The sequence below is a fragment of the Candidatus Microbacterium colombiense genome, from assembly GCA_029203165.1.
Taxonomy (GTDB): Bacteria; Actinomycetota; Actinomycetes; order Actinomycetales; family Microbacteriaceae; genus Microbacterium; species Microbacterium colombiense.
The window spans coordinates 2,750,023-2,764,174 of record CP119308.1 but is presented as its reverse complement, the minus strand read 5'-3'; the positions used below and the strand labels follow the sequence as shown (position 1 = coordinate 2,764,174).

Genomic DNA, 14,152 nt, shown 5'->3' with positions numbered 1-14,152 from the left:
ATCCTTTGGCGACGTGCACGGGTCGGGGGCGGAGTGCGCGGCCTACGTCCGTCGGCCTCTGCCCGGGTGGTGTCAGCGAGCGGTCGGATCCGAACCGGCGTCCTGGCCCAACCCCGGCCGGAGTTCGTGGTCTCCATCGTGACCCGTGTCGTCGGCTGCGAGCTCGGCGCGCCCGCGGCGCGTCGTGAGTTCTCCGACCTTGTGCCCGGCCCAGCCGATGCCGCGCGCCGCGGTACCGGCGGCTCCGGCGACCGCGTTCCCGGCGAAGCGCGCACCGCGCAGCATCCGCAGTTCGACCTTCTCCGCACCGGGGATCGGTTCGAGCTCGAGCGGGAGGTCGATGGGGGCCGACCCGAACGCGCGATGGGATGTCGTGAGCACCCGCCGCCCGAGAATGTGGTTGCCCGCTCCGCCGATCGCTGCGCCGACGCCGAAGGGCAGGGCCTTGCCGAGGAAGGACGCGCCCCCTCGGGCGGCGAACTGCTTGACGAACATGCTCTTGAGCTGGTCGACGAGGGGACCGACCGCCGCGCGCGGAAGCGACTTCGTGACGAGCTCCCCCCAGTAGTTCGAGCGCGTTCCGCCGCGCCCCGCGACCTGACCCGCCAACTGGCCGACCAGGTCGACGCCCTCCTTGCCGAGCATCAGGGTCATCACCAGCGCGCGCGCACGCTCCGGGTTCCCGATCGCGATGCCGTGGACCTCGGCCACGGACTGTGCGAAGAGTGCGGTCGACTCCACGAACCCCAGCGTCTCGACGCCCGAGAGCGCAAGGGTCACGCCGGTCCCGATGCCGGGAACGACGGCGGTCGCGCCGACGGCCGCGCCACCCGTGGTCACGGCGGCGAGGTAGCGGCGTTCGAGGATGCGCACGATCTCGGCGGGCGACGCCTGCGGGTTGCGGAGGCGGATGCTGCGGATGTGCGCGAGCACCAGCGGGCGCTGGATCGACAGCACCCGATCGAGTCCGCGGACCATCGCCGGGTGTTCAGGGGAACCTGTGGGCGGAACGCCCTTGTCCCACGGAGAGTCGTCCGGGAGGGAATGGATCTTGTGCACCTTGGGCCCCATGTCTCGATCCTAGGAACAGATGCCGCGAAAACGCCGGGAGCCGCACCCTCGAAAGGGTGCGGCTCCCGGAGAAGACTCGATCAGACGAAGAGGTTCGCGCGCTCCAGGTCTTCGGCGAAGTCGACCTCGACGGCGTACAGGTCGGAGACGTCCATCGGCTCGAGGAGCAGGCCGTCCTCGGCGATCGCGAGTTCGAGGCCGCGCTCGAAGTAGTCCTGATCCTCGACACGCTGCAACTGACGCATGAACGCCTTCTTGTGCGAGGAAGAGATGTAGTTGATGCCCACGGCCTCGCCGAGGCCGCCCTTGACCGTCTTGGAGAGCTCGTTGATGAAGCCCTCGGCGGTGACCGTGTACTTCACCTCTTCATCGCTCACCTTGGACGTGTTGACCGTCACGAACGACTGGTCACGCTCGATGAACGCGGCGGCGCGGCCGAGGATCATCGGGTCGAACACCACGTCGCCGTTCATCCACAGCACGCCGCCTCGGCCCGTTGCAGCGAGGGCACGGAGGAGGCTCTTCGAGGTGTTGGTCTCGTCGTAGCGCTCGTTGTGGACGTAGTTCACTGTGGGGAACGCGTCGATGATCGTCTCGGCGCGGTAGCCGACGACGGTGGTGATACGCGCGTCGGAACCGAAGGCCACGCGGATGTTGTCGTGCTGCTGGCGCATGATCGATCGCCCGTCGCTCAGCTCGGTGAGCGGCTTCGGCAGGGCGCGGCCGAGGCGCGAGCCCATGCCGGCGGCGAGAATGACGGTCTGAAGAGTCACAAGTGCTCCTAAAAGAAAGTGTGTTAAGGGCTGGTTCACCAGCCGGACACTTCTTCGTGCCGGTTTCATGCTAGCGATTCAGGCTGGGAAGCCCTGGGGTGGATGGCCCCTGTTGCCGTTTCGTGACCGAGTACACACCGAACACACAGACTCGACAGCCGGCGGGAATCCCCGCGCCGTCGGGCCCTGCGCTCTCACTTTATTGCGCGGAACCACAGGCTCGCCACAGCTCATTGATACCGTATAAGAGTGACTTCTTCCCCTGACGACCGCACCGAACAGGTGGACGACCCCCAGAACCCGCCGTCGAAGGCGACAGGAGCCCGCTCTTCCTCGTCTGCCGCGGGCTCCCCTGCGAAGAAGACGCCGGCGAAGAGACCCACCACGGCGAGGGCGGCGGCAGGCAATACGGCCGCCGCGAGGAAGCCCGTGGCGAAGAAGCCCGCCGCGCGACCCGCCGCGAAGAAGCCCGCCGCGCGACCGGCTGCGAAGAAGCCGGCTGCCCCACGCGCGAGCGCTCAGGCGGCGGCCGAGAAGGCCGCTCCCCGCGCGGATGTCGTGATCGAGCCACTGAAGACGGACGCCGCGGCGCCTGCCGCATCGACGGAGAACCCGCCCGTAGCGCGGACGACAGCATCCAGGACGACCGCGGCGAAGACGACCGCGGCGAAGACTGCTGCGGCGAGGACGACTGCGGCGAAGACGACTGCGGCGAGGACGACTGCGGCGAGGGCTGCTGCGGCGAAGACGACCGCGTCCAAGACGGCGGCAGCGAAGACGGCTGCGGCGAAGGCCGCGACCACCAAGTCGAACGCGCGCACCGCTGCCGCGCGAACCGCATCAGCCAAGACGGCCGCCGCGAAGACCGCCGCGGCGAAGACGGCCGCGGCGAAGACAGCTGCCGCGAAGGCCGCGACACCGTCGGGTGACGAGGTTGCGGAGCCCGTCGCGACGCTCACCGATCCGCTCGTTCCCACGACGGACGTTCCCACGACGGACGTTCCCACGACGAACGTTCCCGCGACGGACGCTCCCGCGACGGACGCTCCCGCGACGGACGCACCCGCAACGGACGCACCCGCAAACGAGGCGCCCGAGGAGCCGGTGCTCGAGGAGCCGTCGGTGCCGGTGGCTGCCACGGTGTCCGAAGAGGCTCCCGCCGCCGAGCGCGTCGTCGCTGAGGTCGGCCGCACCGACGGAACAGATGCGATCACGATTCGCGGACTCGTCAAGCACTTCGGTGACAACCGTGCCGTCGACGGCATCGACCTCACGGTGCCGGCCGGATCGTTCTACGGCATCGTCGGTCCCAACGGCGCGGGAAAGACGACGACCCTGTCGATCGTCGCCGGCCTGCTGCGTGCCGACGAGGGCAGCGTGGCGATCTGCGGGATCGACCAGGCGACGCAGCCGCTCGCCGCGAAGCGCGTCATGGGTGTGCTCCCTGATCGACTGCGCACCTTCGACCGGCTCACCGGGCGGCAATTGCTGTACTACTACGGTCTTCTGCGCGGACTTGCGTCCAGCGTCATCGAGAAGCGCACCGCCGACCTGGCTCGGGCCTTCGACCTCGGCGATGCGCTCAGTCGTGTCGTGTCCGACTACTCGGCCGGCATGACGAAGAAGCTCATGCTGGCGGGGGCGATGATCCACTCACCGCGTGTCCTCGTGCTCGATGAGCCGTTCGAATCCGTCGACCCGGTGTCGTCGGCCGTCATCCTCGACATCCTCCGGGCCTATGTCGCACATGGGGGAACCGTCATCCTCTCCAGCCACGGCATGGACCTCGTCGAGCGCGTGTGCTCGCGTGTCGCCATCATCGTCGGTGGTGAGGTGCTCGCTGAGGGCACGATCGACGAGGTGCGGGCCGGTCAGACGCTCGAGGCTCGCTTCGTCGAGCTCTCCGGCGGTATCGGAGAAGTGGAGGGGCTCGAATGGTTGCACATGTTCTCCGACTGAGATTCGCCCTTCTGATCGGTTCGCTACGCGGCGAACGCCGCGGGCGCACCCTGCTCAAGCTCGTCGTCGTGATCGCCATGACGATCGCCGTCTGCATCGCCGTGAACAGCCTCGCCGGGGCGCCCGTCGGAGTCGCCCGCACCGTCACGGTGCTGGGAGGCGTCGCGATCATGCTCGGCTTCCTCGTCGGTCCGATCCTCGTCGGTGCTGTCGATCAGCTCGACCCGCGACGATTCGCCGTCTTCGGTGTCGATGAGCGTCGGATGCCCTGGGTGCTCACCGTCGCCTCACTCGTGAGCGTGCCGAGCCTGGCGTTGCTCGCCGTGTACACCAGCGTGTGCATCGTGGCGATCTCGCTCGGTGCGCCGTGGCCGCTCGCGGTGCTGATGACACTCATCGGCGTGATCAGCACGGCTCTCACCGCGCGCATCGGCCTGGCGATCAACGCTCTGTTCCTGCCGGAGCGACGATCACGCGAACTCACCGCGCTGTTCGCCCTCGCCCTGATCATCATCGCCTTCCCCGTCGCGGTCTACGTCGCTTCCCTGCGCTGGGACGGCCACGTGCCGGCGTCGCTCGAATCACTCACCTCGGTGTTCGGCGTGACCCCGCTCGCGGCAGCGCCCGCCTTCCTCTTCGCCACGGCAGCAGACGATGTCGCTCTGTCGTGGATCACCGGTCTCGTGGCGCTGGCCACGGGGGCGGCGCTCTGGGCGCTCTGGGCATGGCTGGTGCGACGGCTGCTCACGACCACGGAGCGGCCGACGGCCGCGCGAGAGCGCTCCGGCCTCGGATGGTTCGGCCTGCTGCCGTCCAACGCATTCGGGGCGATCGCTTCCCGGAGCCTCGTCTACTGGCTTCGCGACCGCCGCTACATCATGAACATCATCGTCGTCCCGGTCGCGGGAGTGTTGACGGTGTTCCCGTTGCTCGTGGCGGGAGTTCCCCTCGAGATCGCCGCCCTCGTGCCGGTCCCGGTCATGGCGCTGTTCTTCGGCTGGCTGCCGCACAACGACGTGGCGTACGACTCCACGGCGCTGTGGACGCACGTCGCCAGCGGCGTGCGCGGCATCCCGGATCGACTCGGTCGACTCGTGCCGGTCATGCTCGTCGCGCTCCCGGTGCTCGCGATCGCGATCCCGCTCTCCCTGGTCTTCATCGGAGGGCCGCATCTGCTGCTGCCGATGATCGGGCTCGGCGCGAGTCTGCTCTTCTCCGCGCTCGGAATCTCGAGCGTCGTGTCGGTCGTGGCCCCCTATGCGGTGTCGCGGCCGGGGGACAGCCCGTTCCAGCAGCCCCAGCGTCCGACCTCGCGGGGTGCCTACGGACCCGCGGCGGCGTTCCTCGGGGCGATCATGTTCAGCGCACCCACGATCTGGCTGTTCGCCTCGACGATCGTCGAGGACCGCGGGCTCGCCCCGGAGACGTTCTGGGTCGGCATCGCGAGCGGGATCGTCGTGCTCGTGGCCGGGGTCGCCATCGGCGGGCGGATCTTCGAGCGCAGCGGTGAACGTCTGATGGAGTTCGTCGAGACCGCGTGATCGGCCGCCCATGGCCGTCTCGACGCGGCTAGACTCTCGGGATGAGTACTCCGCTGGACAGCCCCGATCAGGGCGGCGTGGCAACGCTTGATCGCGAACTGGAAGAGCTTCTCCGTGAGGAGAATCTCGAGCCGGGCGACCATGAGCGATTCTCGCACTACGTGAAGAAGGACAAGATCCTCGAGTCCGCGATCACCGGCAAGCCGGTGCGCGCACTGTGTGGCAAGAAGTGGACTCCGGGGCGCGACCCCGAGAAGTTCCCGATCTGCCCCACGTGCAAGGAGATCTACGAGTCGATGGTGCGCTGAGGGCTCACCCTCATCGCACCATCCTGATGCGTGGGGCGGCGAGGTCGCCTCGTGCGGCGTCAGGCCACGTCGACGAACACGGTCGGGATGGCCGGATCGGACTTGCTCAGGGCGAGCGCCCGCACGGGAAGCTCCTCCCGGACGCGCAGATGATGCGCGCGCGCCGCGGAAGTTCCCTCCGGCCCCTCGTGAGCGGCGTCGATCTGCCCGGCCTCGGCGAACGTGACCTGGAGAGGCCGACCGTGCTCGGACTCAGACGTGGGGTCGAGCTGCTCGAAACCGTCGGCCACCATGACCGTCTCCGCCGTGGCCACGCCGTCCACCAGGGTGCGGAAGGCGGCTTTGCGTCCGCCATGGGATGCCTTGTCGGCTGACGCCTTGGCGACTCCGACCCAGGAGCCGTCGGCGTCCTGGCGGGCGACGAGCTTGTAGACCATGCTCGCGGTCGGGTATCCGGAACCGGTGACGACCGAGGTGCCGACGCCGTAGGAGTCGACGGGCGATGCCGCGAGGGCGGCGATCGCATACTCGTCGAGATCGCTGGTCACGGTGATGCGGGTATCGACGGCGCCGAGTTCGTCGAGCTGTGCGCGGACTTCGGCGGCCATGATCGGCAGGTCGCCGGAATCGATGCGCACGCCGCCCAGTGCGGTCCCGGCGACGCGGATCGCCGTCTCGACCCCGGTGCGGACGTCGTACGTGTCGACGAGGAGGGTCGTGTCGGTGCCGAGGCTGTCGATCTGTGACCGGAAGGCCGACTCCTCGGAGTCGTGCAGCAGCGTCCAGGAATGCGCGGCCGTGCCCATCGTCGGGATGCCCCAGCGTCGGCCGGCCTCGAGGTTGCTGGTCGCGCCGAAACCGGCGATGTATGCCGCACGCGCAGCCGCGACCGCCGATTGCTCGGCCGCCCGGCGTGAGCCCATCTCGGCGAGGGGTCGCTCTCCGGCAGCGATGCTCATGCGGGACGCGGCGGTGGCGACCGCGGAGTCGTGGTTCAGCACGCTCAGCGCCAGCGTCTCCAGCACGACCGCGTCGGCGAACGACCCTTCGACGGTGAGGATGGGAGAGCCGGGGAAGTACAGCTCGCCCTCGCGATATCCACGGATGGAGCCGGTGAATCGGTAGTCCTCCAGGTACTTCGCCGCCGGAGCATCCACGATCCGGTTGTCGCGCAGGAATCGCAACTCATCATCACCGAAGCGGAAATCGCGGACGAGGCTCAGCAGACGACCTGTGCCGGCGACGACACCGAAGCGCCGTCCACCGGAGAGTCGTCTCGAGAACAGCTCGAAGACGCTCGGGCGCGCAGCCGTACCGTCTCGGAGCGAAGCGGCGAGCATCGTCAGCTCGTAACGGTCGGTGAGCAGCGCCGTCGACGTGGTCATGCGCTCAGCTTAGTGAGCGCGGTGATGCACGCGGCGGGTCCCGCGCAGGTAGGCTGGGGAGTCATGAACGACGCGCCGATCGGGATCTTCGACTCCGGTGTCGGTGGGCTCACGGTGGCTCGGGCCATCCGCGCCCAGCTGCCACGAGAATCGTTCGTCTACATCGGCGACACCGCACACTCGCCGTATGGGCCCAAGCCCATCGCCGACGTGCGTCGGTACTCGCTCGAGGTTCTCGACACGCTCGTCGATCAGGGCGTCAAGATGCTCGTCATCGCCTGCAACACGGCATCCGCGGCCATGTTGCGCGACGCCAGGGAGCGCTACGACATCCCGGTCGTCGAGGTGATCGGTCCGGCCGTCCGCCGTGCCGTCTCCACCACGCGCAACGGCCGTGTCGGCGTCATCGGCACCGTCGGCACGATCGGTTCGCGCGCCTACCAGGACATGCTCGAGGTGAACGAGCGACTGCAGGTGTTCACGGCGGCGTGCCCTCGCTTCGTCGAATTCGTGGAGGCCGGGATCACCGGCACGCCCGAGGTGCTCGCCGTGGCGGAGGAGTACCTCGCCCCGTTGCGCGAGGCCGGAGTGGACACCCTCGTTCTGGGGTGCACGCACTATCCGTTCCTGCGCGGCGCGATCAGCTATGTCATGGGAGAGGGCGTCACGCTCGTCTCCAGTGACGACGAGACCGCGGGCGACGTGTACCGGCAGCTCGTCCGCGGCGATCTCCTCGCTCCGGCCGATGCCGCCGCGAGCTACGTGTACGAGGCGACGGGCGCGTCGGCCGACGACTTCACCGCCCTCGCCAACCGTCTGATGGGCCGCGAGGTCCGTGACGTCCAGCTGGTGCAGACCGGCGTCATCACTCTTCCCGATTCCCTCTCCGAGTCGCACTGACGCGGCTCACCCCCTCACCCGAAGGAAGTCCATGTCTGAAATCGTCCGTGCCGACGGCCGCTCCACCGACCAGCTCCGCGAGATCACCATCGAACGCGGCTGGAGCGCACACGCCGAGGGATCGGCGCTGATCAGCTTCGGCGGCACGAAGGTGCTCTGCACGGCGTCGTTCACGAACGGCGTGCCGCGCTGGTTGACGGGCAAGGGCAAGGGGTGGGTGACGGCCGAGTACTCGATGCTGCCGCGCGCCACGAACAGCCGCAACGATCGTGAGAGCGTCAAGGGACGCATCGGCGGACGTACGCACGAGATCTCCCGCCTGATCGGCCGCGCGCTGCGTGCCGTCGTCGACACCAAGGCGCTCGGCGAGAACACGATCGTGATCGACTGCGACGTGCTGCAAGCCGACGGAGGCACCCGCACGGCGGCGATCACCGGCGCGTACGTCGCCCTGGCCGATGCCATCGAGTGGGGCCGCACGAAGAAGTTCATCGGGAAGAACGCCACTCCGCTCCTCGACTCGGTCGCGGCCGTGTCGGTCGGCATCATCGACGGCGAGCCCATGCTCGACCTGGCATATGTCGAAGACGTGCGCGCGGAGACCGACATGAACATCGTCGTCACCGGACGCGGCCTCTTCGTCGAGGTGCAGGGCACGGCCGAGGGCGCGCCGTTCGACAAGCGCGAACTGGACGCCTTGCTCGAGCTGGGCGTCGCGGGTTGCGCGACCCTGAAGGACACCCAGACGGCGGCGCTGGCGGGCGCGTGATGAAGGTCGTCCTCGCCACGCACAACGCGCACAAGGTCGCCGAGTTCCAGCAGATCGTCGCGAAGACCCGACCGGATCTGGAGATCGTCGCCTACGACGGTCCCGAACCGGTCGAAGACGGCGTGACGTTCACCGACAACGCGCTGCTCAAGGCGAGGGCGGCGGCGGCACACACCGGGCTGACGGCGCTCGCCGACGACTCCGGCATCTGCGTCGATGTGCTCGGTGGTTCGCCCGGGGTGTTCTCGGCATACTGGGCCGGGCAGCGCAAGGACGCGGTGGCGAACCTCGAGCTCCTCCTGGATCAGCTGCACGACATCGCCGATCCCCACCGTGCCGCGCACTTCAACTCCACGATCGCGCTGGTCACGGCGGACGGCGACGAGCACGTGGTGGTCGGCAGATGGCCGGGCAGGCTCGCCCGTGCGGCATCCGGTGGTGGGGGATTCGGGTACGACCCGATCTTCATCCCCGACGGCCAGCCCGCAGGCGCCGAGCGCACCGTCGGTGACTTCCGTGCGGATGAGAAGCAGGAGCAGTCGCATCGCGCTCGGGCGTTCGCGGAACTCGTGCCTCTGCTCGCGAACCTCTGAGCGCATGATGAGACTGGTTCTCGTTACCCTTCCCGACTAGGCGAAACGGCTCCTGTACTGGGATAACCCGGTCTAGCCTGGGGGCATGCACGATCACGCACCTTCTGTCGGCGGCATCCGTTCGGCAGGCCATCGACGCCTGCTGACGATCTCGCTGTGCCTGACCGCCACCATCATGGTCGTGCAGGTCGTGGGGGCCCTTCTCACCGGGTCGCTCGCGCTCCTGGCCGACGCCGCCCACATGTTCACCGATGCCTCCGCGCTCGTGATCGCGCTGATCGCCGCAGCGGTCGCCGCCCGGCCCGCCGATGACCGACGCACGTTCGGGTACCAGCGGGCCGAGGTGTTCGGCGCGCTGATCAATGCCGTCATCCTGATCCTGCTCGCGAGCTGGGTCGGGTTCGAGGCCGTCGGCCGGCTGGTGAACCCGAGCGAGGTCGAGGTGGCCGGGCCGCTCATGCTCGCGGTCGCGGTGGTGGGGCTCCTCGCCAACGCCGTCTCCATGTGGCTGCTCAGCCGTGCGCAGCGCACCAGCATCAACGTGCGTGGCGCGTACCTGGAGGTCATGGGTGACCTCATCGGTTCGGCGGCCGTGATCGTCGCGGCGATCGTGATCGTGGCGACGGGATGGATGCCTGCCGATGCGATCGCGTCGCTCTTCATCGCGGTGATGATCATCCCGCGTGCGATCTCGCTTCTGCGTGAGGTGTTCTCCGTGCTGTCCGAGTCTGCGCCGAAGGGCACCGCGGTCAGCGATATCCGTCAGCACCTGCTCGACTACGACGGTGTCACGGGTGTGCACGACGTGCATGTGTGGCAGCTGACACGCGGGGCCCCGGTGTTCACCGCTCATGTGAGCGTGGATCCCGCGCTGATCGAAGACGGACGCTCCACCCAGCTGCTCTCGGACATGCAATCCTGCCTGGCGGAGCACTTCGACGTGGAGCACTCCACCTTCCAGATCGAGCCCTCTGAGCAGTCCGACTGCGAGCCGCACCACGCCTGAGCACGGTCAGTTCTCGCGCACGACCTCACTCGGCGACTTGTCGGGGCGGAGTCCCCTCCACCGAGCATGGCGGAGCACTCCGTCCGGGGTCCAGTTGGCGAACTGGACTTCGCCGACGAGCTCGGGCCGCACCCAGAGCGCGTCGGAGGAATCGGCGGCGGGCACGCCGTCGAGCGGGGGAGTCGCGATGCGCAGCGGTTCGAGGTGCGAGAGCAGGTCGCGCAGCGTCCGCTCCGTGAATCCCGTCCCCACGCGCCCGACGTAACGCAGCGGCCCGCCGGCGTTGTCCGGCACCGCCAGCAGCAGGGAACCGAGCGTGCTCTCACGGTCTCCCTTGCCCGGGCGGATGCCGACGATCACCGCCTCCTGCATCAGGGTGTGCTTGAGCTTCAGCCAGGCGGGGGAGCGCAGGCCAGGGCGATAGCGCGAGTCCGGGTCTTTGACGACGACGCCCTCCAGGCCGAACTCGCGGCTGCTGGTCAGTGCGGCTTCGACGTCGCCGAACACGGGAGGGATGCGGATCGGCGCGTCGAGTCCCTCGGCCAGCTCGGTGAGGAGCGTGCGGCGCTGGTGCAGCGGCATGTCGGTGAGGTCGTGTCCGTCGAGTCGCAGCAGGTCGAACAGCAGGTACAAGATCGGTGTGCGCACCACCTCCCTCTCGATCTCCCTCGGCCGGGTCAGGTGCATCCGGTTCTGGAGGAGCGAGAAGCTCGGCCGCCCGTGGGTGTCGAACGCCACGATCTCCCCGTCGACGACGGCGTCGCTCGCAGGCAGGAAGGGAGCGCCGTCGGCGGTGAGCTCGGGATAGCGGGCGGTGATGTCTATGCCACTGCGGGCATGGAGTGACATGCGGCCATCCGACCACGTGCCGACCGCGCGGATGCCGTCCCACTTGACCTCGACCCACGACGGCCTGCTGAGACTGCGGGCGCGGGCAGGGGTACCGTGCTCGGCGAGCATGGGCGCAACCGTCGCCGTGCGTGCGTCGGATGCCGGCGTCGACGAGGCGCGTGGGTACCGATGAGGATGGCGGGGCTCGGGTGCCGGCGCTGCCGCGGCGGATGCCGACACGGGTGTCTTCGACGCGGATCCGAGCTCCGAGAGGGGCGCGGTCCCTGCCGTGGCGCGCGCGAGCACGGCATCCATGTCGAGCTGCGCGAGGTGAGGGTCGTCGAGCTCTTCCCACGTGCGGGGCGCAGCGACCCAGGGGTGAGCTCGGCCGCGCAACGAATAGGGCGAGATGGTGGTCTTCTTGCCGTTGTTCTGACTCCAGTCGAGGAACACCCGTCCGCCGCGCACGGCCTTCGACATGGTCGCGGTGGCGAGGTCGGGATGCTCGTTCTCGATCATGCGCGCGAGTTCCTTCACGACCGCGGATATCTCGTCACTGGTCTGCTCACCGGGCAGAGCAGCGTAGAGGTGGATGCCCTTCGACCCGCTGGTCACCGGAAGGGGATCGAGGCCCATACTCTCGAGGATGCCGCGCGCGATGCGTGCCACTGCCGCACACTGGGCGAGGTCGACGCCAGGGCCGGGGTCGAGGTCGAGCACGAGCCGGTCGGGCCGGCCGGGCAGTCCGTCGGCTGTGAAACGCCACTGCGGCACGTGCAACTCGATCGCGGCCACCTGGGCGAGCCACACCAGCGTCGGCACGTCCTGCACCAGCGGATACTCCTTGGGCCCGTCGGAGTGCTGGATCGCCTGGCGGGGAATCCACTCGGGAGCTCCGCGTTCGAGTTGCTTGGTGAAGAACGCGTCGGCGGGGGCATCGGTCGTCCCGACCCCCTCCACCCAGCGTTTGCGGGTGACGGGACGGCCGGCGAGCAGCGGAAGCAGGAACGGCGCGATCGAGGAGTAGTAGGCGATGATCTCGCCCTTGGTCGTCCCGGTCTCGGGATAGACCACCTTGTCGAGATTCGTGACCCGCAGTCGACGGCCGTCGACCTGCACGATCTGCCCGTCTGTGACCATGACGCCAGGGTACTGGGGAGGTGCGCCCTCCGGGCTAGCCGTCGCGGGTGCCGCTGGTGTCTACTGGTGTGATGAGGACGATCTGGAAGGGCGCGTTGACGTTCGGGCTCGTGAATGTGCCGGTGAAGGTGTACTCCGCCACCGAGGACCATGATGTGGCGTTGCACCAGGTGCACGAGAAGGACGGCGGACGCATCCGCTACCAGCGCACGTGCGAGGTGTGCGGGGAGACCGTCGCCTTCGCCGACATCGACCGCGCGTACGTCGACGAGGGACAGACCGTCGTGCTCACCAAAGACGACCTCGCGGCGTTGCCTGCGGAGAAGAGCCGCGAGATCGACGTCGTCGAGTTCGTACCGTCGGACCAGGTGGATCTGCTCACGCTCGACAAGCCGTACTACCTCGAGCCCGATTCGAAGTCACCCAAGGCGTACGTGCTGCTCCGCAAGACCCTCGAGCAGACCGACCGCACGGCGATCGTGCGCTTCACGCTGCGTCAGAAGACGCGTCTGGCCGCTCTCCGCGTGCGCGGCAAGGTGCTCGTGCTGCAGACGCTCCTGTGGGCGGACGAGGTGCGCGAGGCCGACTTCCCGGTGCTGGATGAAGACGTGCGGATCTCGAAGAAGGAACTCGAGTTGTCGGCATCCCTGGTCGAGAGCTACTCCGCTGACTTCGATCCCGAGGAGTTCGTCGACGAATATCAGAAGGAACTGCGTACGCTGATCGACGCGAAGATCGACGCGGGCGAGACGTTCGACGTCGCCGAGACCTTCGGCGAGACCGAGGCCGCAGCCCAGGGTGGCGAGGTCATCGACCTGATGGAGGCGCTGCGCGCCAGCGTGGCGAAATCGAAGGAGCAGCGGGCCAAGAACGCCGGCTGACCGCGGCCCCGACGGATCAGGGCCGGCCGGCTCAGTGCTTGCCGTCTCCGTCGAGGTCGGGGGCGCGGTCGAACACCTCGGCGTCGAGCACGAGGTGCTCGGCCTCGGCGGGGTCGGTCACGACGTCTTCGCCGGCCGCGGCGGCCTTCTTCGCCTTGTGGCGCTCCGAGAGATAGTGCCACAGGGTGACCAGCGCGGTGCCGCCGACGGCGGCGAGCAGGATCAGATCGATGTAGCTCTCGACGAACTTGGCGATCGGGGGGATGAATCCGATCGCATAACCGAACATCGTCAGGCCGAAGCCCCAGAGGATGGCGCCGATGAGGTTGTAGAGCGTGTACTTGCGCCACGGCATGTGTCCGACTCCGGCGGCCACGGGGGCGAAGGTGCGGACGATCGGTACGAACCGCGCGAGGATCACGGTGATACCGCCGAAGCGCTCGAAGAAAGCGTTCGTGCGCTCGACGTTCTTCTTGCTGAAGAGTCCCGATTCCTTGCGCTCGAACACTGCCGGCCCGCCCTTGTGGCCGATCACGTATCCGACCTCGCCGCCGATGAACGCCGACAGCCCGATCAGCAGGGCGACGATCCAGACGTTGATGCCGAAGACGCCATGCTCGGAACCGGCGATCGGGTGCGACAGCAGACCCGAGATCACCAGGAGCGTGTCGCCCGGCAGGAGGAACCCGACGAGAAGCCCGGTCTCGGCGAAGACGATGAAGCACACCACGAGCAGAGCCCAGGGACCGGCGCCGCCGATGATCGTGGCGGGGTCGAGCCAGGGGATGAGAGCGGCGTGATGCATGGGTTTCCCGTCGTAGAGATGTGTGCGGCGGTCAAACGAACGATCGCGAACGGTGCGACCGATCAGTGCGGAAGGTGGGACTTGAACCCACACGCCCTAGGGCACAGGAACCTAAATCCTGCGTGTCTGCCAATTTCACCACTCCCGCGCGGTGAAATCAGTCTACTGACCACGCGAAAGCACATTCTGG

Annotated in this window: 14 protein-coding genes and 1 tRNA gene; 8 read left to right on the top strand and 7 right to left on the bottom strand. The window is 68.2% G+C overall.

From position 1 onward, the window contains the following. Nucleotides 1-72: 72 nt before the first annotated feature. From P0Y60_13365 to P0Y60_13355, 3 genes are all read right to left on the bottom strand, one after another. Nucleotides 73-1,071, bottom strand: a complete 999-nt coding sequence (locus tag P0Y60_13365) for a hypothetical protein (GenBank protein WEK60298.1) — start codon at nucleotides 1,069-1,071, stop codon at nucleotides 73-75. Between the two features lie 80 nt (nucleotides 1,072-1,151). Further along, complete coding sequence (locus tag P0Y60_13360) at nucleotides 1,152-1,844, bottom strand: NTP transferase domain-containing protein (GenBank protein WEK60297.1); 693 nt, start codon at nucleotides 1,842-1,844, stop codon at nucleotides 1,152-1,154. A 518-nt stretch (nucleotides 1,845-2,362) separates the two neighbouring features. Then, entirely contained in the window at nucleotides 2,363-2,983 is a 621-nt protein-coding gene (locus P0Y60_13355; GenBank protein ID WEK60296.1) for a hypothetical protein, read from the bottom strand. Between P0Y60_13355 and P0Y60_13350 the strand changes: the two genes are divergently transcribed. From P0Y60_13350 to P0Y60_13340, 3 genes are read left to right on the top strand one after another with little or no spacing between them, the layout of a single operon-like run. Continuing rightward, entirely contained in the window at nucleotides 2,967-3,803 is an 837-nt protein-coding gene (locus P0Y60_13350) for an ABC transporter ATP-binding protein (protein WEK60295.1), read from the top strand. The two genes, P0Y60_13355 and P0Y60_13350, sit on opposite strands and share 17 nt — an antisense overlap. After that, on the top strand, nucleotides 3,779-5,344 hold the full coding sequence (locus P0Y60_13345) for a hypothetical protein (protein ID WEK60294.1): 1,566 nt from the start codon (nucleotides 3,779-3,781) through the stop codon (nucleotides 5,342-5,344). The genes P0Y60_13350 and P0Y60_13345 overlap by 25 nt, the downstream gene beginning before the upstream one ends. 41 nt (nucleotides 5,345-5,385) lie before the next feature. Further along, nucleotides 5,386-5,652: a DUF3039 domain-containing protein gene (locus tag P0Y60_13340; protein WEK60293.1), complete on the top strand. Its 267-nt coding sequence runs from the start codon at nucleotides 5,386-5,388 to the stop codon at nucleotides 5,650-5,652. Between the two features lie 59 nt (nucleotides 5,653-5,711). Here P0Y60_13340 and P0Y60_13335 read toward each other — a convergent pair whose 3' ends face one another. Then, nucleotides 5,712-7,037: a nicotinate phosphoribosyltransferase gene (locus P0Y60_13335; protein WEK60292.1), complete on the bottom strand. Its 1,326-nt coding sequence runs from the start codon at nucleotides 7,035-7,037 to the stop codon at nucleotides 5,712-5,714. A 63-nt stretch (nucleotides 7,038-7,100) separates the two neighbouring features. Here P0Y60_13335 and murI point away from each other — a divergent pair, with 63 nt between their 5' ends. The 4 genes from murI (at nucleotide 7,101) to P0Y60_13315 (ending at nucleotide 10,305) form a co-directional block, all read left to right on the top strand. Next, nucleotides 7,101-7,937 (top strand): glutamate racemase, encoded by an 837-nt coding sequence (gene murI / locus P0Y60_13330; GenBank protein WEK60291.1) that lies wholly within the window; start codon nucleotides 7,101-7,103, stop codon nucleotides 7,935-7,937. A gap of 31 nt (nucleotides 7,938-7,968) precedes the next feature. Further along, complete coding sequence (gene rph, locus P0Y60_13325; protein ID WEK60290.1) at nucleotides 7,969-8,706, top strand: ribonuclease PH; 738 nt, start codon at nucleotides 7,969-7,971, stop codon at nucleotides 8,704-8,706. Next, the gene (gene rdgB / locus P0Y60_13320; GenBank protein ID WEK62924.1) at nucleotides 8,706-9,299 is read left to right on the top strand and encodes an RdgB/HAM1 family non-canonical purine NTP pyrophosphatase; all 594 of its coding nucleotides are present in this window, start codon (nucleotides 8,706-8,708) and stop codon (nucleotides 9,297-9,299) included. The genes rph and rdgB overlap by 1 nt, the downstream gene beginning before the upstream one ends. An 85-nt stretch (nucleotides 9,300-9,384) precedes the next feature. Next, complete coding sequence (locus tag P0Y60_13315; GenBank protein ID WEK60289.1) at nucleotides 9,385-10,305, top strand: cation diffusion facilitator family transporter; 921 nt, start codon at nucleotides 9,385-9,387, stop codon at nucleotides 10,303-10,305. A gap of 6 nt (nucleotides 10,306-10,311) precedes the next feature. Here the strand turns inward: P0Y60_13315 and ligD are convergent, their stop codons facing one another. Further along, nucleotides 10,312-12,276 (bottom strand): non-homologous end-joining DNA ligase, encoded by a 1,965-nt coding sequence (ligD, locus tag P0Y60_13310; protein ID WEK60288.1) that lies wholly within the window; start codon nucleotides 12,274-12,276, stop codon nucleotides 10,312-10,314. Between the two features lie 71 nt (nucleotides 12,277-12,347). On the opposite strand from ligD, the gene P0Y60_13305 reads away from it, so the two are divergent. Further along, on the top strand, nucleotides 12,348-13,157 hold the full coding sequence (locus P0Y60_13305; protein ID WEK60287.1) for a Ku protein: 810 nt from the start codon (nucleotides 12,348-12,350) through the stop codon (nucleotides 13,155-13,157). A 31-nt stretch (nucleotides 13,158-13,188) separates the two neighbouring features. Here P0Y60_13305 and P0Y60_13300 read toward each other — a convergent pair whose 3' ends face one another. Further along, a complete protein-coding gene (locus tag P0Y60_13300) occupies nucleotides 13,189-13,962 on the bottom strand; it encodes a VTT domain-containing protein (GenBank protein WEK60286.1) in 774 nt (257 codons plus the stop codon). Nucleotides 13,963-14,028: 66 nt separating this feature from the next. Beyond that, nucleotides 14,029-14,110, bottom strand: a tRNA-Leu gene (locus P0Y60_13295). Nucleotides 14,111-14,152 lie beyond the last annotated feature (42 nt).